General features: G+C 72.5%; 17 protein-coding genes. 16 read left to right on the top strand and 1 reads right to left on the bottom strand.

Annotation, left to right across the window (positions count from 1 at the left end):
- The first annotated feature begins 114 nt into the window (after nt 1–114).
- The 4 genes from folP to BM333_RS07805 are packed head-to-tail and all read left to right on the top strand — an operon-like array spanning nt 115 to nt 3,171.
- Nucleotides 115–957, top strand: a complete 843-nt coding sequence (gene folP, locus BM333_RS07820; protein ID WP_245777192.1) for a dihydropteroate synthase — start codon at nt 115–117, stop codon at nt 955–957.
- Between the two features lie 14 nt (nt 958–971).
- Complete coding sequence (gene thiD, locus BM333_RS07815; protein ID WP_092309370.1) at nt 972–1,778, top strand: bifunctional hydroxymethylpyrimidine kinase/phosphomethylpyrimidine kinase; 807 nt, start codon at nt 972–974, stop codon at nt 1,776–1,778.
- 50 nt (nt 1,779–1,828) lie between these two features.
- A complete protein-coding gene (locus tag BM333_RS07810; protein WP_092309689.1) occupies nt 1,829–2,356 on the top strand; it encodes a nucleotidyltransferase family protein in 528 nt (175 codons plus the stop codon).
- The gene (locus tag BM333_RS07805; RefSeq protein ID WP_092309367.1) at nt 2,356–3,171 is read left to right on the top strand and encodes a PhzF family phenazine biosynthesis protein; all 816 of its coding nucleotides are present in this window, start codon (nt 2,356–2,358) and stop codon (nt 3,169–3,171) included. Before BM333_RS07810 ends, BM333_RS07805 begins: the two co-directional genes overlap by 1 nt.
- Before the next feature lie 59 nt (nt 3,172–3,230).
- Here the strand turns inward: BM333_RS07805 and BM333_RS07800 are convergent, their stop codons facing one another.
- Complete coding sequence (locus tag BM333_RS07800) at nt 3,231–3,605, bottom strand: hypothetical protein (RefSeq protein WP_092309364.1); 375 nt, start codon at nt 3,603–3,605, stop codon at nt 3,231–3,233.
- Between the two features lie 342 nt (nt 3,606–3,947).
- Here BM333_RS07800 and BM333_RS16115 point away from each other — a divergent pair, with 342 nt between their 5' ends.
- The 12 genes from BM333_RS16115 to BM333_RS07740 all read left to right on the top strand — a co-directional run bounded on the left by BM333_RS16115 (nt 3,948) and on the right by BM333_RS07740 (nt 18,272).
- Nucleotides 3,948–4,109 carry a hypothetical protein gene (locus BM333_RS16115; RefSeq protein ID WP_245777190.1) on the top strand — a complete coding sequence of 54 codons (162 nt, stop codon included), beginning with the start codon at nt 3,948–3,950 and terminating at the stop codon, nt 4,107–4,109.
- Nucleotides 4,110–4,790 (top strand): response regulator transcription factor, encoded by a 681-nt coding sequence (locus BM333_RS07790; RefSeq protein ID WP_092309357.1) that lies wholly within the window; start codon nt 4,110–4,112, stop codon nt 4,788–4,790.
- Entirely contained in the window at nt 4,787–6,235 is a 1,449-nt protein-coding gene (locus tag BM333_RS07785) for an ATP-binding protein (protein ID WP_092309354.1), read from the top strand. Before BM333_RS07790 ends, BM333_RS07785 begins: the two co-directional genes overlap by 4 nt.
- 84 nt (nt 6,236–6,319) lie before the next feature.
- Nucleotides 6,320–7,687 (top strand): hypothetical protein, encoded by a 1,368-nt coding sequence (locus tag BM333_RS07780; protein ID WP_143105793.1) that lies wholly within the window; start codon nt 6,320–6,322, stop codon nt 7,685–7,687.
- A 37-nt stretch (nt 7,688–7,724) separates the two neighbouring features.
- A complete protein-coding gene (ccmI, locus tag BM333_RS07775; protein WP_245777189.1) occupies nt 7,725–8,528 on the top strand; it encodes a c-type cytochrome biogenesis protein CcmI in 804 nt (267 codons plus the stop codon).
- Nucleotides 8,525–9,007 carry a cytochrome c maturation protein CcmE gene (gene ccmE / locus BM333_RS07770; RefSeq protein WP_092309345.1) on the top strand — a complete coding sequence of 161 codons (483 nt, stop codon included), beginning with the start codon at nt 8,525–8,527 and terminating at the stop codon, nt 9,005–9,007. Before ccmI ends, ccmE begins: the two co-directional genes overlap by 4 nt.
- A complete protein-coding gene (locus BM333_RS07765) occupies nt 9,004–10,989 on the top strand; it encodes a heme lyase CcmF/NrfE family subunit (protein ID WP_092309342.1) in 1,986 nt (661 codons plus the stop codon). The genes ccmE and BM333_RS07765 overlap by 4 nt, the downstream gene beginning before the upstream one ends.
- Complete coding sequence (locus tag BM333_RS07760; RefSeq protein WP_092309339.1) at nt 10,989–11,507, top strand: cytochrome c-type biogenesis protein; 519 nt, start codon at nt 10,989–10,991, stop codon at nt 11,505–11,507. Before BM333_RS07765 ends, BM333_RS07760 begins: the two co-directional genes overlap by 1 nt.
- Nucleotides 11,508–11,618: 111 nt before the next feature.
- Nucleotides 11,619–13,190, top strand: a complete 1,572-nt coding sequence (locus tag BM333_RS07755; protein ID WP_092309336.1) for a trypsin-like peptidase domain-containing protein — start codon at nt 11,619–11,621, stop codon at nt 13,188–13,190.
- An 89-nt stretch (nt 13,191–13,279) separates the two neighbouring features.
- A complete protein-coding gene (locus tag BM333_RS07750) occupies nt 13,280–13,951 on the top strand; it encodes a response regulator transcription factor (RefSeq protein ID WP_092309332.1) in 672 nt (223 codons plus the stop codon).
- Nucleotides 13,951–15,369, top strand: a complete 1,419-nt coding sequence (locus tag BM333_RS07745; protein WP_092309329.1) for a sensor histidine kinase — start codon at nt 13,951–13,953, stop codon at nt 15,367–15,369. The genes BM333_RS07750 and BM333_RS07745 overlap by 1 nt, the downstream gene beginning before the upstream one ends.
- Nucleotides 15,366–18,272: a bifunctional [glutamine synthetase] adenylyltransferase/[glutamine synthetase]-adenylyl-L-tyrosine phosphorylase gene (locus BM333_RS07740; protein WP_092309326.1), complete on the top strand. Its 2,907-nt coding sequence runs from the start codon at nt 15,366–15,368 to the stop codon at nt 18,270–18,272. Before BM333_RS07745 ends, BM333_RS07740 begins: the two co-directional genes overlap by 4 nt.
- The last annotated feature ends 40 nt before the right edge of the window (nt 18,273–18,312 follow it).

The raw sequence follows: 18,312 nt of genomic DNA, 5'->3' as shown, positions 1-18,312 counted from the left end.
CCGTCCCGGGTTAATCGCCTGCGACGAGGCGACCCGCGTGATTCTGCTGTCGAGCGATGTCGGACGGCCGGAACATGACGGCCTGAAGCTGGGATGGACGGAGGCGGAAGTCAAATGAACACCCCCGGATCGGCCGGCCGCCCGCGCGTCATGGGCATCGTCAACGTCACCCCCGACAGCTTCTCGGACGGCGGACGCCATGCCGGAGTCGCGGCCGCCGTCGCCCACGGCCTGTGGTTGGTGGAGCAGGGGGCCGACATCCTCGACATCGGGGGGGAGAGCACCCGCCCGGGCGCCGAGCCTGTGGACGCCGACGCGGAGATCGCGCGCGTCGTTCCCGTGATCGAGGGTCTGCGCGCGGTCTGGGACGGACCGATCAGCATCGACACCATGAAGCCGGCGGTCGCCCGCGCCGCCGTCGCGGCCGGCGCCACGATGTGGAACGACGTCGCCGCCCTCGGTTTCGCGCCGGACAGTCTGACGACCGCCACCGAACTGGGCTGCGACGTTGTCCTGATGCACATGCAGGGCGAACCCCGCACCATGCAGGCCGATCCGCACTACGAGGACGTGGTGGCCGAGGTGACCGGCTGGCTGGTCGCCCGCGCCGAAGCCGCCGTCGCCGCCGGCGTCAACCGCGAGCGGATCTGGCTCGACCCCGGCCTCGGCTTCGGCAAGACCGCGGCGCACAATCTCGCCCTGACGGCGCACCTCGACCGCCTCGTCGTGACGGGCTTCCCCGTGCTCTACGGCGCGAGCCGCAAGCGCACCATCCAGAGCGTCGATCCGACCGCGACCGATCCGCTCGACCGCCTCGGCGGTTCGCTGGCCTTGGGGCTGGAGGCCGCCCGCCGCGGCGCGGCGATCATCCGCGTCCACGACGTGCGCGAGACGGTGCAGGCGCTGAAGCTCCAGGCGGCGGTGACCGGCGCCGGCTTGTCCGTGCGCCCGGTTTGAGCCATCTGCCGCGCATGACCTCTTCCGCCGCACGCGTCCTGATCATCGCCGGTTCCGATTCCGGGGGCGGGGCCGGCATCCAGGCCGACATCAAGGCCGTCACCGCCATGGGCGGCTACGCGGCGACCGCCATCACCGCCATCACGGTCCAGAACACGCTCGGGGTCCAGGACGTCCATCCGCTGCCGCTCGATCTGATCGAGGCCCAGGCCCGCGCGGTCCTTGACGACATCGGCGCCGACGCGATCAAGACCGGCATGCTGGGCTCGGTCGAGGTGGTCGAGCGGGTCGCCGCCATCCTCGACAGCGCCGATGTTCCCGCGGTGGTCGACCCGGTGATGATCGCCAAGGGCGGCCATCCCCTCTTGCCCGACGCGGCGGTCGGGGCCGTGCGCCGGCTGATGGTTCCGCGCGCCGCCCTGCTGACCCCCAACGCGCCCGAGGCCGAGGCCCTGACCGGCGTCCCGGTCGCCGACCTCGACGGCCAGCGCCGCGCCGGCGAGGCCCTGCTGGCGCTCGGCGCCAGGGCGGTGCTGATGAAGGGCGGCCACGTGCCCGGCGAGACCGTCGTCGACCTGCTGCTCACCCCGTCCGGCGAGACCGTGCTCGAGGGCGAGCGGGTCGAGACCCGCCACACCCATGGCACCGGCTGCACCCTGGCCAGCGCCTGCGCCGCCGGACTGGCCAAGGGCCTGCCGCTGGAAGTCGCGGTAGCCGAGGCCTGGGCCTATGTCGCCGAGGCCATCCGCCGCGCGCCGGGGCTGGGGCAGGGGCACGGTCCGCTGGACCACGGCTGGCCGCTGCGCGAGGCGCGCCGGTGAGCGAGCTCGAGCGCCGCCTTTCGGACATCGTCCGCGCCGATCCCGGCCTGATGCACGTCCTGACGACCGTGCGCGGGCTCGGCCTGTCCGACTGGCGGGTCTTCTCCGGCGCCGTCTACCAGTCCGTCTGGAACGCCGTCACGGGTCGCCCGGCCGGCTACGGCGTCCGCGACTACGACCTCGGCTATTTCGACCCGGACGTTTCCTGGGACGCGGAGGACGTGGTCATCCGGCGCGTCGCCGCCGCCTTCGAGCCGCCGTTCCGCGAGATGGTCGAGGTCCGCAACCAGGCCCGCGTCCACCTCTGGTTCGAGGGCAAGTTCGGCGAGTCCTACGAGGCGCTCGCCGGCACGGACGAGGCGCTGGCCCGCTTCGTCGCCCCGGCCTTCGCGGTCGGGGTGCGTCTGGAGGAGGACGACGCGATCAGCGTGGCGGCGCCCTTCGGGCTGGACGACATCTTCTCGCTTACGCTGCGGCCCAACCCGCGACGCGGGCTCGCCCGGGGCTGGGACCGGGTCGTGGCCAACGCCCGCGCGCGCTGGCCGGAGCTGACGATTATCGAACCGGAGCGGACCTGATGAGGCAGTGGACCGTCGACGCCTTCGCCGCCGAGCCCCTCCGCGGCAATCCCGCCTGCGTGGTCGAGCCCTTCGACGCCTGGCCGGAGGACGGCTGGATGCAGGCGCTGGCGAAGGAGAACAACCAGGCCGAGACCGCCTTCCTGCGCCGCACGACCGACCCTGCCCGCTTCGACCTGCGCTGGTTCACGCCCGGCATGGAGGTCGATCTCTGCGGCCACGCCACCCTCGCCTCGGGCCACGTGCTGCTGCGCGAGCTCGGCGTCGAGGCCGACGCCCTGACCTTCGACACCCGGTCCGGGTCGCTGGTCGTTCGCCGCACGGCCGGGGGGTACGAGATGGACTTCCCGGCCGACCCGCCGCGTCCGACTGCGACACCCGGGGGCCTCGCGGCGGCGCTCGGAATCGAGCCCCTGCGGGTCCTCGCCGGCCGCTACCTGGTCGCCGTCCTCCCGGATGCCGCCGCCGTCGGGGCCGTGACGCCGGACATCCGCGCCCTCGCCGTCCTCCAGGGCGAGGCCGGCGAGCGGGGGCAGGTCATCGTCTGCGCCGACGCCGACCCCGGCGACGACGTCGACGTGGTCGACCGCTTCTTCGCCCCGGGCTGCGGCGTCGACGAGGATCCGGCGACCGGGTCGGCGCACTGCATCCTCGGGCCGCTCTACGCCGGACGGCTGGGCCGGGCCGAGGTGCGCTTCCGGCAGCTCTTCCCCGGCCGCGGCGGCGACATCGTCACGGAAACCCGCGGCGACCGGGTGCTCCTGCGCGGCGCCGCGGTTACGGTGATCGAGAGCCGGCTTCGCCTGCGCCCATGAGAAAGGGCGCGACCCTCGCGGATCGCGCCCCTTGGCCTTCCGGGGAGAGAAGGCGCGGCCTACCAGCGACGTCCGTCGCGGTCGCGCCGCTCATGGCGCACCTGGCGGGCCAGCTGGTCGTAGCGCCGGTCGAGCTCCTGGCGCTCGCGCCAGCTCAGACCGCCGCGCTGGTAGCGGTATTCGAGCCGCACCAGGCGATCCAGTTCGGACCGCAGACGGGTGGCCTCGCGGCGGCTCAGCTGGCCGTTGCGGATGCCGACGTCGATGCGGCGATCGAGATTGTACTTGCGCTGGGCGATCGACTGCCAGCCGCGGAAGTCCCGCTCGTAGCGGTCGCCGCGATCATGGCCATAACCGTAGGACTGGGCCGCCGCCGGGACCGCGACGGAAGCCGCGGCCAGGGCGAGGGCGGGGATGAGGGCTTTCTTGAACATCGGGGTCTCCTTGGCGTTCGCCGCAGCCGTTCGGGCCGCGTTGGGGAGCAGAAAACCACCGGACGGCTGAGCCGTGGCTGAACGGCTCCCGTCAGCCCGCGTTCATCATCCTGAACCGTACGTCGGGTCGCTTCGTGGGGCGCTTTCGTGAAATATGATCACCGTCGACGTTCAGCCGACGTTCAGAGCCTGAGGCCTACATCCCGCCCCATGAAACGGACGTCAGCCCTTATCGCCGCCGCCCTGGTCGCCGCCGCTCCCATGGTTGCTGTCGCGCAGGACCGCGAACGCCCGCAGCGGCCGGACCGGCGGGAACAGGCCGAGGATCGCCCTCGCGTGAGCATGGCGCAGGCGGTTCAGCGCGCCTCGGCCGGACGAGCCGGCCGCTTCCTCGGGGCCAGCAACCGGGGAGACATGATCATTGTGCGATGGGAATATCCCGGCGGCCGCGTCGCCGATATCCTGGTGGACGGCCGCACCGGCCGCGTGATCGGAGAACGCTGAATGCGCGTGTTGCTCGTCGAGGACGACGCTGACCTTTCCCGCCAGCTCAAGACGGCCCTGTCGGACGCCGGCTACGCCGTCGATCACGCCGCCGACGGCGAGGAAGCCCATTTCCTCGGCGACACCGAACCCTACGACGTGATCGTGCTGGACCTCGGCCTGCCGAAGATCGACGGCGTTTCGGTGCTGGAGCGCTGGCGGCGCGAGGGGCGCACGACCCCGGTGCTGATCCTGACCGCGCGCGGGGCCTGGTCGGACAAGGTGTCGGGCTTCGACGCCGGCGCCGACGACTACCTGACCAAGCCGTTCCATACCGAGGAGCTGCTGGCCCGCCTGCGCGCCCTGCTGCGCCGCTCGGCGGGCATCGCCTCGGCGACCCTGACCTGTGGCGGCCTGCGCCTTGATCCGCGCGCCGCCCGCGCCAGCGTCAACGGCGAACCGCTGCGCCTGACCTCCCTCGAGTACCGGCTGCTGCACTACCTGATGATGCACCAGGGCCGGGTCATCAGCCGCACCGAATTAGTCGAGCACCTGTACGACCAGGACTTCGACCGCGATTCCAACACCATCGAGGTGTTCGTCGGTCGCCTGCGCAAGAAGATCGGCGCCGAGCGCATCGAGACGGTGCGCGGCCTCGGCTATCGCCTGACGCCGCTCGCCGGGGAGTCCGAGGCGGCGTGACGGCCGATCCGGGGGGCAGGTCGGACAGGCAGGCGGCGACCCGGTCGAGAGGCTGGAGCCGCTGGCTGGGCCGTCCGGGCCGCAGCCTGACCCGCCGTCTGATCTGGCTGGCCTCGATCTGGATCGTCCTGGCCCTGCTGGTCACCGGCTGGACCCTCACCACCCAGTACGAGGAATCCTCGCTCAGGCGCCTGGGCGCCGTGTTGTCCAACACCATCGACGAGGTGGTTCTCGCCACCAACGCGGGGCCGGACGGGAGCCTTGCGGTGAGCGAGGTGAAGGATGAACGCACCCTTCGCGCGTTGTCCGGAAAATACTGGGCCGTGGCTGTTCCGACGGCGGACGGTCGGCTGCGGATCGTCGTGCGCTCGCCCTCGCTCGCGGGCGAGAACCTGGTCATTCCCCGCGAACTGCCGGACCGTCTGCGCGCGGCCCGCGGCGAGACCATCAGCTACAACGCCTGGGGCCCGCTGCAGAAGCGCCTGCGCGTCGCCGCCAGCATGAAGCAGCTCCCCGGCCGGACGGAGCCTGTCGTGTTCATGGCCGGCCTGGACCGGTCGACCATCGACGCCGACACCCAGCAGTTCGCGACCTTCACCTGGGCGGCCCTGCTGATCCTCGGCCTCGGGCTGGTGGTCGCAGTTTTCCTGCAGGTCCAGATCGGCCTGCGTCCGCTTTACAGCCTGCGCAACGAGATCGCCGACGTTCGCAAGGGCCGGAGCGCCCGCATCGCCCGCAGCTATCCGCTGGAGATCCAGCCGCTGGCGGAACAGGTCAATCGCCTCCTCGACCACAACCAGGAGACGGTCGAGCGGCAACGCACCCACGTCGGCAACCTCGCGCATGCGCTGAAGACGCCCCTGTCGGTCATGCTCGCCGAAGCGGGAACCCGGCAAGGCCCCCTGCCGGACATCGTCCGCCGGCAGACCGCGATCATGCAGGCCCAGGTCGATCACCACCTGCGCCGCGCGCGCGCGGCCGCGCGCGCCCAGATGCTCGGCGAACGCACCCCCATCGCCGAGGTTCTCGACGAACTGGCGGTCATGCTGGAGCGGGTGTTCGAAACTCGAGGCGTCGAGATCGACTGGCGCGCGCCCGACGACCTGGCCTTCCGGGGCGAGCGGCAGGATCTGCAGGAGATCCTCGGCAACCTGATGGAGAACGCCTGCAAATGGGCGAAGCGGCGCGTGCGGGTCTCCGCCGGCGCCACAGGGCTGGGCCAGATGGTCGTCGTGGTCGAGGACGACGGCCCCGGCCTGCCGGAGGCCCAGCGCGAGGCGGCGCTCCAGCGCGGCATGCGGATGGACGAAACCACGCCGGGCTCGGGCCTGGGCCTGTCGATCGTGGTCGAGTTGACCCGCGCCTACGGCGGCCGCGTCACCCTCGGCGACAGCGAGATGGGCGGCCTCAAGGCCGTGCTGGAACTGCCCGCTGCCGAAGCCTGAGCCAGGGCGGAGAGGCGCTGTTAACCCGATTTGGGACAGTCTGCGTCCCGGTCCGGCGGTGTGGCCGGTCTCGAAGGTGACCCAATGGCCGGGCTTTCCGCCGCCCATCGTAGTGCGCTCGCGGCCCTCCTCGCCCGCTGCGGCGACCCTGTGCTCAGGGCCGTGGGCGGCGCTATCGCCCGGCTGCCGGGCGAGCGCGCGATCGAACTGCGGGCCATGCTGAGCGGCGAGATGCGCGACCGGCGACGCCGCGGCCTCGTTTTCGCGCCGCTCGCGCCGATGTTCCGTTCCCGCGCCGATGGCGTGGCCGCCATGACCTTCCCGGCCGAGGTTCTTCCGCGTCTCTGGCGGATCGCCAGCGAACGCGAGCCCCACCTCCTGCCCCGGCTCGACGACGAGGACGAGGACTCCGACGCCGTCGCCGTCGCCAATCGCATATGTCAGGCGGCCGCCTCGGTCGTGCGCGATCGCCCGGAGCTGGTCTGGCCCGCGGGGGTCGAGCCGGACACGCGCGAGAGCGGTCTCGCCGATCTGGCCGCCTGTCTCGATCTCGCCCATGTGGCGCGCCGCGCCATGCCCTCGATCGAGGTCTGGCTGAAGCGGCCCGACGGCGACCAGCTGGCCGAGCTTCGCCTGCTGGTGAAAGACGCCGCGGCGATCCACGCCGACGGTGCGCGACGCCTGATCGAGATGTTGTTCGCCCACCTTGAGGACGCGGTTCTGGTGCTGCGCATCGTCACGCGCACCTCGGGCGTCGCCGAGCGGGAAGGCTTCCTCAGCGCTTCCGAGCTGGCGGACTTCGTCGATCGCCTGCTCGACGGCGTCGCGCTCCGGGCCGGACGCCTCGCGGCGTATACGCCTCGCCTCGACGCAGAGGAACTGCGCTCCGTGCTGCGAGACCTCGACTGGTGTGCCAATGTGCTGGCCGAACTGGACGTCACGCTGACGCTCGACCCGGGCTCCCCGTGGGGCAAGGCGGTGCGCGACGCCCGCCTGAAGCTGGCGGACTGGCTCTCCGGTCTGATGCGCGCCGCCGACAGGGCGGTGGACAAGGCGCTGCCGCTGACCCGGGTGCAGATCGTCGGACGCATGAGCCGTATGGCGCCCCTGCTGACCGCCCCGGGCCGCGGCGACGAGGCCGACGTCGCGCTCGCCCTGCTGCGCCTCGTGGGGGCGGCGCGCGGCGCCAGCGCCACCTTCGGCTGCGAATCCGACCGGCGAGCCCTCGAGGAGGCGCTGCAGGCCCGTCTGACCGACTACGCCGACCAGGTCCTGCTGATGGTCAATGACCGCGAAGCCCCCGACGAGGATCACGCGCTTCGCCTCGTCGCCGTCGCGGCCCGCTACCTGGAGGAGATCGGCGCTCGCGCCGCCGCCCGGACCGTGCGTCGCCGCGCCGCAGTGGCCGGCGGCTCCGGGTCGCAGGACGGCCCCTCGTCCCAGGCCGCCTGATAGGCTACATCGCGCCGCGATGATGGTGTTCTGGATCATGACGGCCGTGCTCGCCGCGTTGGCCGGCCTGCCCGTGCTGGCGGGGGCTCGCCGCGGCGCCGACGCCGGCGAGGCGGTGGAGCTCGCCGCCGCCGACGCCGAACTGGCCGATCTCGACCGCCTGAAGACCCGCGGCCTGATGGATGAAGCCTCGTGGTCCGCCGCCCGGGCCGAGGCCGGCCGCCGCATCCTCGCCGGCCAACGCCGCGCCGCGCCGCTGGTCGCCGGACGCCGCGACCGCTTCTGGGTTCTCGGCGGACTCGCCGCCGCCGGGGCGGCCGCCCTCGGCCTCTACGCCGTGCTGGGTTCGCCCGGCGCGCCGGACCAGGCGTACGAACGCCGCGTCGACGAATGGGCGACCCGGCTGGACACCCTGCAGGCGCCCCAGATCGCCGCCGTCGCCGCCCGCGTCGTAGCCGAGCGACCGGACGATCACGAAGCCCTGACCATGCTCGGCGCCGCCCGTTTCGAGGCCGGCGATCCGATCGGCGCCGTCTCCGCCTTCCGCCGCGCCCTGGCCCTCCGCCCCGATGACGCGCAGAGCTGGAGCCGGCTCGGCGAGAGTCTGGTGCGCGCCAACGGCGGGGCCGTCGACGGCGACGCCGAGGCTGCCTTCCGCCAGGCGCTGCGCCGCGATCCGAACCAGCTCGGGGCCCGCTACTTCCTCGGCGAGGCCGCCTTCGCCCGGGGCGACGCCGCCGCCGTGCGCGAGATGTGGCTGCCGCTCATCGCCGCCCTCGATCCCCGCGATCCGCGTCGCGCCGACCTCGAGGCCCGCCTGCCGTCCGGAGACGCCCGATGAGCTGGATGCCGAAATCCCCCAAGGCCCGCCGCCGGCTGTGGGTGGTGCTGGCCGTCGCGCCGATCCTCGCCCTGGCGGTGGGCCTGTCCCTGTTCGCCATGCGCGACAGCGTCACCTTCTTCTTCACCCCGTCCGAGGCCACGGTCGAGAAGGCGCCGCCCGGCCGGGTGGTCCGCCTCGGCGGACTGGTCGAGGTCGGCAGCATCGAGCGGGCCCCGACCGGCGAAGTCGCCTTCGTGGTGACCGACTCCGTCGCCACGACCCGCGTCGTCTATCAGGGCGACCTGCCCGACCTGTTCCGCGAAGGGCAGGGGGTGGTGGCCCAGGGCGCCTTCCTCCCCGACCGCAGCTTCCGCGCCACCCAGGTGCTGGCCAAACACGACGAGAACTACATGCCGCGCGAGGTGGCCGAGGGGCTGAAGGACAAGGGCGAGTGGCGGCCCGAGGCGACGCTCGTCGACGGAGCCTCGGAGTCGTGATCGTCGAAGCGGGCGCCTTCGCCCTCGTCCTCGCCTTCGCCCTGGCCGTGCTGCAGACCGGCATGGCGGCGGCCGGCCGGCTGCGTCGCAGCCCGGTCCTCGCCGGGGCCGCCGACGGGGCGGCCCTCGCGTCGGCCATCGCCGTCGCCGTGGCCTTCGCGGCCCTGATCCAGGCCTTCGCGACCTCCGACTTCTCCGTCGCCAACGTCGCCGCCAACAGCCACACCGACAAGCCGATGCTCTACAAGGTGGCCGCCGCCTGGGGCAGCCACGAGGGCTCGCTGCTGCTGTGGTGCCTGGTGCTGACCGGCTTCGGCGCCGCGCTGGCCCGCGCCCGAAACCTGCCCTTCGGCCTGCGCACCTCCGCCGTCGCGGTTCAGGGCCTGCTCGGCGCCCTGTTCCTCGCCTTCGCCGTCTTCACTTCGAACCCGTTTGAGCGCCTCGACCCGGTCCCCTTCCAGGGCGCCTCCCTGAACCCGTTGCTGCAGGACCCGGCGCTCGCCTTCCACCCGCCCTTCCTCTACGCGGGCTACGTCGGCTTCTCGGTGTGCTTCTCGCTGGCCGTGGCGGCCTTGGTGGAAGGCCGCGCCAACGCCGCCTTCTGGCCCGCCTGGGGTCGCTGGGTGCGGCCGTGGGCGCTGGCCAGCTGGGTTTTCCTGACGCTCGGCATCGCGCTCGGCGCCTTCTGGGCCTACTACGAGCTGGGCTGGGGCGGCTGGTGGTTCTGGGATCCGGTCGAGAACGCCAGCTTCATGCCGTGGCTGGCCGGTGCGGCCCTGCTGCACTCGTCGATCGTCACCGAGCGGCGCGGGGCCCTGGCCGGCTGGTCGACCTTCCTCGCCCTCCTCGCCTTCACCTTCTCCATGCTGGGCGCCTTCCTCGTCCGCTCCGGCGTGCTGACCAGCGTCCACGCCTTCGCGGTCGATCCCCAGCGCGGCATGATGCTGCTGGCCATTCTCGGCGTCACCGCCGGGGCCGCCTTCGCCCTGTTCGCATGGCGGGCTCCCCAGCTGAAGGGCGGCGGCATGTTCGCGCCCGTCAGCCGCGAGGGCGGCCTGGTGCTGAACAACCTGTTCCTGACCGCCGCCGCCGCCACCGTCCTGCTCGGCACCCTCTATCCGCTGATCCTCGAGGCGGCGACGGGGGCGACCATCTCGGTCGGTCCGCCCTATTTCGCCCTGACCTTCACGCCGCTGATGGCCGTGGCCCTGATCGTCCTGCCCGCGGGTCCCTTCCTCGCCTGGAAACGGGCCGACCTGCGGGGCGTGGTCCAGCGCCTCGCCGTCGCCTTCGGCCTCGCCCTGCTGCTCGCCGTCGCCGGCTGGTTCGCCTTCGAGCCGCGCAAGATCCTCTCCGCCCTCGGCATCGGCCTCGGCGCCTGGTTGATTCTCGGGGCGCTGGCCGAGACCGCCGAGCGCATCCGCCTGTTCCGCGCCCCCTTCGCCGAGACCCTGCGCCGCGCCCGGGGCCTGCCGCTCGCCGCCTGGGGCATGACCCTCGCCCACGCCGGCCTCGGCGTCTTCGTGCTGGGCGCGGTGGTTGAGACCGGCTTCCGCGTCGAGGCCGCCCGCCCTCTGGCCGTCGGCGAATCGCTGCAGGCGGGCAAGTGGACCGTAACCCTGAAGGACGTCCGCATCGTCGAGGGGCCCAACTATCTGGCCGAGCAGGGCCGGCTGACCGTCGCCGTCCCCGGCGGCGCGACGCGCGAGGTCACGGCCGAACGCCGGTTCTTCCCCGCCGGCGGCCAGACCACCACCGAGGTGGGGCTCGACTTCCGCGGCCTGGACGACGTCTATGTGGTGCTGGGCGAGCGCGGCCCGACCCCGGGCGGCGCGCCCGGCTGGAGCGTGCGCGTGTGGTGGAACCCCTGGGCCCGTCTGATCTTTCTCGGCCCCGCCATCATGGCCCTCGGCGGCGTGCTGTCGCTGCTGGACCGCCGCCTGCGCCTCGGCGCGGGCGCCCGCAAGGCGAAGACCGCGTGATGGCCGCGCCGTCCCGCGTGCGAGGCGTGGTCCGGACGCTGCTGGCTCTGCTCGGTCTGTTCGCCGCCTCCATCGCCGTCGCCCAGGAGCCGCCGCCCGCCCCCGACCGGCCGCTGGCCGACGCCCGCCAGGAGGCCCGCGCCCAGGCCCTCTTCGACGACATCCGCTGCGTCGTCTGCCAGCACGAGGCCATCGCCGACAGTCCCGCCGGCATCGCCGCCGACATGCGCCAGCTGGTGCGCGAGCAGATCGCCGCCGGCCGCTCGGACGCCCAGATCCGCGACGACCTCGTCCGCCGCTACGGCGACTTCGTCCTGTTCAGTCCCCCGGTGCGTGCCGGCACCTGGCTGCTGTGGTTCGGCCCTTTCGTCGTCCTGCTGGGCGTCGCGGCCGCGCTGCTCGCCTTCGCCCGTCGGCGACGTCCCGAGACAGCGCCCCTGTCGGCCGAGGAGGAAGCCCGGCTGGCGGAAATCCTCGCCGAGCGCCGTGATCCTGACGCAAAGCCGTCGGACGACTGACGGGTCGGGAGGCCAGCCTCCCGCCCAAGGCGTTGGTCCTGTGGCCGAACGCCCTATATTGATCGCCTTACGGGCGCGTGGACGCCCGACCAGAGGGAACGCAGTCTGCCCATGATGAAGCGTAAGGAGTTCATGCTCGGGGCCGTCGCCGGCCTGACCTTCGCCGCCGCCGCCACCGCCGGCGGCGTCATCGACTGGCCCACCGCCCAAGCGGGCCCGGTCGCCGGGGTCTCCGGCCGTCTCGCTCCCAGCGCCGGCGCCGCCGGCCTCGCCTTCGCCCCGCCGCAGGGCGCCCCGCTCAGCTTCGCCGACATCTTCCAGCAGGTCGCGCCGGCCGTGGTTCAGATCGACGTCGCCACGCGCGTGCCGCGTCCCCGCACCCTGGAACTTCCGGGCTTCCCCGGCTTCAGCATCCCGGTTCCGGAGGGCCAGGCGCCGGAAGGCGAGGAGGGCGAGGAAGAAGGCGCCACCGCCCTCGGCGCCGGCTCCGGCTTCTTCATCTCCGGCGACGGCTTCATCGTCACCAACAACCACGTGGTCGAGAACGCCACCGAGATCACCGTCCGCCTCGCCGACGAGCGCGAGTTGAAGGCGGAGGTGGTCGGCCGCGATCCCGCCACCGATCTGGCGGTGATCAAGGTCGAGGGCTCGGACTTCCCGTTCGTCAGCTTCGAGGAAGACGCCCAGCCGCGGGTCGGCGACTGGGTCATCGCCGTCGGCAATCCCTTCGGCCTCGGCGGCACCGCCACCGCCGGCATCGTCTCGGCCGTGTCGCGTCAGAACATCGACCCGAGCACCTCGCAGTATGTCGACTTCCTGCAAATCGACGCCGCCATCAACCGCGGCAACTCGGGCGGCCCGACCTTCGACATCTACGGCCGCGTCATCGGTGTGAACTCGGCCATCTACGGCAACCCGCTGGGCGGCTCGGTCGGCATTGGCTTCGCCATTCCCGCGACGATCGCCAAGCCTGTGGTCGACCAGCTGATGCGCAACGGCCGGGTTGAGCGCGGCTACGTGGGCCTCGGCCTGCGAACCTTCTCGCCGGACATGTGGGAAGCCTATGGCCTGCCGCGTGACTTCGACGGCGCCTACATCGAGAGCGTCACGCCGGGCGGTCCTGCCGATCAGGCCGGGGCCAGGGCGGGCGACCTGCTGGTGGCCGTGAACGGCGATCAGGTCGAGGACGGGACTGAAGCCACGCGTCTCGTCGGCGCGGCTCGCCCGGGCGACACCATTCGTCTCGAGGTGATCCGGGACGGCCGGCGCCGGACGTTGAACGTCCGCTCCGGCGCCCGTCCGTCCGAGGAGGAGCTTCTTGCCGCGGACGGCGCAGGGCGCGGCGCGCCAACCCCGGACGAAGCGCCAGCCGTCGGCGGCGCGGTGGTGGAAGGGCTCACGGTGGTCCCGCTCACGCCCGCGCTGCGCGCGCGGTACAGCCTGCCCGACGATCTGGACGGTCTGCTGATCACCGGCGTCGCCGCCGGCGCCCCGGCCGCCCGACTCGGCATCCGCCCCGGCTTCGTCGTCACGCAGGCGGACCGGACGCAGGTCCGCACCGCGAAGGAGCTGAGCGACACCGTCGCGGCGGTGAAGCGCAGCGGTCGCCCGAGCATCCTGCTGTTCATCCGGACGCCGCAGGGCGCCGCGCCGGTGGCGCTGCCCTTTGAATCCGAAGACTAGATGGCTGTCACTCTGACAAACCCTTAACTGCCGGAACCGCCGCCGATGCGCTAACATCGGCGGCGATTCTCGTTAGAGGGGCTGATTTCATGCGCATTCTGGTGGTCGAGGACGACGCCGACGCCGCGACCGCCATGGTCCGGGGGCTGACTGAGGCGGGGCACGAGGTGACCCACGCCGTTGACGGCGCCTTCGGCCTGCTGGAGGCGCAGAAGGGCGGCTACGACGTCTACGTCGTCGACCGCATGATGCCGCGGCTGGACGGCATCGGCATGGTCGAGACCCTGCGCAAGGACGGCGACCAGACCCCGGTGCTGTTCCTGTCGGCCCTGGGCGAGGTCGAGGACCGCGTCACCGGCCTCAAGGCCGGAGCCGACGACTACCTGGTCAAGCCCTACGCCTTCTCCGAGCTGATCGCCCGCGTCGAGGCCCTGTCGCGCCGCCGCGAGACCGGCTCGGTGGCCACCATGCTCAAGGTCGGCGATCTTGAGATGAACCTCATCGCCCGCACCGTGCACCGTGCCGGTCAGGAGATCGACCTGCAGCCGCGCGAGTTCCAGCTGCTCGAGTTCCTGATGCGCCACGCCGGCCAGTCGGTGACCCGCACCATGCTGCTGGAGAAGGTCTGGGAGTATCACTTCGATCCCCAGACCAATGTCATCGACGTCCACATCAGCCGCCTGCGCGCCAAGATCGACAAGGGCTTCGACAAGGCCATGCTGCAGACGGTGCGCGGGGCGGGATACAGACTGGAGGCCTGATGCGCCTCCCTTCCATTCTTCGCCGGACGCCCTTCCGGCTCACCCTGCTGTTCCTGGCCCTGTTCGCGGCGGCGGCCAGCGCCATTCTCGGCTACGTCTATGTCGCCTCGGCCTCGGAAGCTCGGGCCCGGGCCGAGACCGCCGTGCGCAGCGAGCTGGAGAGCCTGACGGGCATCTACAAGGAGCGGGGGGTGGACGCCCTGAATCGCGCCCTGGTCGACCGCGCGCTGAATGACAGCCCCTATCTCTACCTGCTGATGGATGCCGAGGGCAGCGTCATCACCGGTTCGCTCAACGCCTCGCCGATCTCGGACTACGCCGAGGGCGAGCAGTGGATCACCTATCCCTATACCGACACGGACCCCGAAGGGCGGGTGACGCGGCCGCAGGCGCGCGGGGTGCAGGTGCGGCTGGCGTCCGGCGAGATGCTGTTCGTGGCCCGCTCCATGGGCGACACCGAGGCCTACCTCGCCCGACTGACCCAGGCGCTCTGGGCGGCCATGGGCATCGTTCTGCTCCTCGGGCTCGCGGGCGGCTTGCTGGTCAGCCGCGATCTCGAGCGCTCGATGGGACGGCTCAACAAGGTGGTCACCGCCGTTCAGGAAGGCGATCTCAAGGCCCGCGCGCCGGTGCGCAATTCCGGAGATGAGCTGGACGAGCTCGGCCTGGGCCTCAACGTCATGCTCGACCGGCTCGAAGGCTCCATGGCCTCGATCCGTCACGCCGGCGACGCCATCGCCCACGACCTCCGCTCGCCGCTCACCCGCATGCGGGCCAAGCTGGAGGTCGCCCTGATCGACGCCGAGGCGGGCCGGATCGACGGCGTCGACGCCCTCCAGGTGGCGCTGGACGAGGCCGACACCCTGCTCAAGACCTTCAACACCGTTCTGGCCATCGCCCGCCTGCAGGCCGCCGCCGGCGCGGGCCGCACGCCCGATCCCACCCTGTTCGACGCCGCCGATCTCGCCGCTGACATGGCCGAACTCTACGAGCCGGCGAGCGAGGACAAGGGACTGGAGTTCTCGGCCGAGATCGAGCGCGGCCTGATGATCGAGGCGAACCGTCCGTTCCTGGCGCAGGCCCTGGCCAACATCATCGACAACGCCATCAAGTACACGCCGACGGGCGGAGCCGTGATGCTGCGCGCCCGCCGCCGGTCGTCCGGCGAGATCGAGTTCTCCGTCACCGACACCGGCCCCGGCGTGCCCGAGGGCGACCGGGGGCGGGTGATCGAACGCTTCGTCCGTCTCGACAACAGTCGCACCGAGCCCGGTTCGGGCCTCGGCCTGTCGCTGGTCGGGGCGGTGATGGAAGCCCACGGCGGCCGCATCCAGCTCGACGAGGGCCCCGGCGCGTATGGCGGCTTCGGCCCCGGCCTGCGCGTGGCCCTGGTGCTGCCGCCGGCGGCGAACGCGTGAACCCCGGCCCCCTTCACACGCGCCTCGCCGCCTGCGGCCCCGTGGTCGACTCCGCCGCCGCCGGGCGCGCCCGCGAGCGGCTGGCGGAGTCGGCCGCGGAGGGCGGCTGGTCCGACCTGCTCGATGCGGCGTGGCCGAGTCTCGTCCCCGTCTTCGCCGCCTCCCCCTACCTGTTCGGCCTCGCCCGCCGCTGGCCCGACATCCTGCGGAACGTCCTCGTCGACGACCCCGACGCGCGTCTGGCGGATATCCTCGCCCGCACTGCGGCCCTGGGCGGCGGCGCCGACGACCTCCGCGCCCCGCTGCGCCGGCTCAAGGGCGAACTCCACCTGCTCACCGCCCTCGCGGATCTCGGGCGCGTCTGGGACCTCGACGCCGTCACCGACGCCCTCAGCCGCTTCGCTGACGTCGCCGCCCGGGCCGCCCTCGCCGCGGTGGCTCACGACCAGCGCGAGCGCGGAAAGATCGTCGGCGCCCCGGACGATCCGCGCGGCCCGCTGCCCGGCCTGTTCGGCCTGGCCATGGGCAAGCACGGGGCGGACGAGCTCAACTACTCCTCCGACATCGACGTCAGCCTGTTCTGGGATCCCGATGTGCTGACCGGCGCGCTCGCCCCGGGCGTCGAACCGCAGCGCTTCCTCGACCGCCTGGCCCAGGCCTTCGCCGGCCTGATGCAGGAGCGCACCGGCGAGGGCTACGTCTTCCGGGTCGACCTGCGCCTCCGCCCCGACCCGTCCTCGACCCCGCCGGTCGTCGCCGTCCCCTTCGCCCTGACCTACTACGAGAGCGTCGGCCAGAACTGGGAGCGCGCCGCCTTCATCAAGGCCCGCCCGATGCTCGGCGACATCGCCGCCGGCGCGGCCTTCCTGAAGGCGCTGCGGCCCTTCGTCTGGCGGCGCAGCCTCGACTATCCCGCCATCCTCGACATCCAGTCGATCAAGCGTCAGATCCACGTCCACAAGACCGGAGAAGGGCTGGAGGCCGCCGGCGCCAACCTCAAGCTTGGCCGCGGCGGCATCCGCGAGATCGAGTTCTTCGCCCAGACCCAGCAGCTGATCCTCGGCGGCCGCAACCCGGGCCTGCGCCGATCCCGCACGGTCGAGGCCCTGGCCGCCCTGCGCGACGCCGGCCACGTCTCGGCCGAGGTGTGTGCGGCGCTCACCCGTGCGTACGTCGAACTTCGCGCCCTTGAGCACCGGGTGCAGATGCTCGACGACGAGCAGACCCACGACCTGCCGCTCGACCCCGCGCGCCGCGGCGCCGTGGCCGCCCTGGCGGGCGAAGGCGACCTCGCCCGCTTCGACGCGGGCGTCGAGGCGTTGTTGGCCGGGGTGAACCGCCGCTATGGCGAGCTGTTCGAGGGCGAGGAGGAGCTCTCTTCTCCCTACGGCTCGCTGGTGTTCACCGGGGTGGAGAACGATCCCGAGACCCTGCGGACCCTGTCGCGCATGGGCTTTTCCGACCCCTCGGGCGTCGCGGACGCCATCCGCAGCTGGCACCACGGCCGCATCCCGGCCACCCGCACCGCCCGCGGCCGCGAGTTGTTCACCCGTCTCGCCCCCAGGCTGCTCGACGCCATGGCCGGCACCGGCGCCCCGGACGCCGCCTTCCGCCGCTTCGCCGTCTTCTTCTCCGCCCTCAGCGCCGGAGTGCAGGTCCAGGCCCTGTTCCTCGCCCAGCCCAGGCTGTTCGAGCTGGTGGTCGGCGTCATGGCCTTCGCGCCCCGCCTGGCGCGGGCGCTCGGGCGCTATCCGGCGGCGCTGGACAGCATGCTCGACGCCCGCTTCGCCCGCGCCCTGGATGAGGACAGCGGCGTGGTCGCCCAGATGCTCGCCGACGCCGCCGCGGCGCCGGACTTCGAGGCGGCCATGAACGTGGTCCGCCGCATCCACCGCGAGCAGATGTTCCGCATCGGCGTGCAGGTCATCACCGGCCGCTCCGACGCGGAGGCCGCCGGCCGCGGCTACGCCGTGCTGGCCGACGCCTGCCTGCGCGCGCTCGCTCCCGCCGCCATGTCCGAAACCGTCCGCCAGGGTGGGGGTTTGGCCGGGGGCGCGGTGGCGGTGGTGGCGCTGGGCAAGGCCGGCTCGCGCGAGATGACCGCCAGTTCCGACCTCGACCTGATGACGCTCTACGATGCGCCGCCCGATGCGGTCTCCGAGGGCAAGGGCTGGTCCGCCGGCGTGTTCTATCCTCGCTTCACCCAGCGGCTGATCGCCGCCCTTTCGGCGCACACCGCCGAGGGCGGGCTCTACGAGGTCGACATGCGCCTGCGGCCGACTGGGGCCAAGGGACCGGTTTCGCTGCGCCTGTCCGCCGTCGAAGAATACTACGCGACCGAGGCCGACACCTGGGAGTTCATGGCCCTGACGCGGGCCCGGGCGGTGTGGAGCGACGATGCCGACTTCGCGGCGCGCGTCACCGCGACGCTGGAGGCCATCCTCCGTCGTCCCCGGCCGGGCGTGGACATCGCCGGCGACGCCCGGCGCATGCGCGACCTGATGGCGCGCGAGCGGCCCGCACGCGGTTCCTGGGATCTCAAGCTGGTTCCCGGCGGCCAGGTCGACGCCGAGTTCGTCGCCCAGGTCCACCAGCTGACCCGCGCACCCGCCGGCGGCCCGCTGACGGTCTCGACGCTCGAGGCGCTGGCCGGCGAGCCGGAACTGGCCGAAGCGTGGCGGCTGCAGCAGGCCATAGGCCAGGTCCTCGCCGCCGCTTTCGACGAGCGACCTGATCCGCTGGCCGAGCCTTCAGGGTTCCGCCAGCGCCTCGCCCGCGCGGCCGGCTTCGACAGCTTCGAGGCCCTCGAGGCGCGGCTGGCCGAGGTGCGGGGCGCGGCGAGAACGGCTTTCGAAAGGGCTCTTCCGCCGCCCGCGACGGAGACTCCGCCTCGGTCCGTTTGATCCTCCAGACAGGGATGACCGGCCGCCGCGGCGGCCATGG

Source organism: Brevundimonas viscosa, assembly GCF_900116065.1.
In the GTDB taxonomy this organism is placed as follows: Bacteria; Pseudomonadota; Alphaproteobacteria; order Caulobacterales; family Caulobacteraceae; genus Brevundimonas; species Brevundimonas viscosa.
The sequence above is the reverse complement of the archived record's forward strand: the minus strand, read 5'-3'. Positions and strand labels throughout refer to the sequence as shown.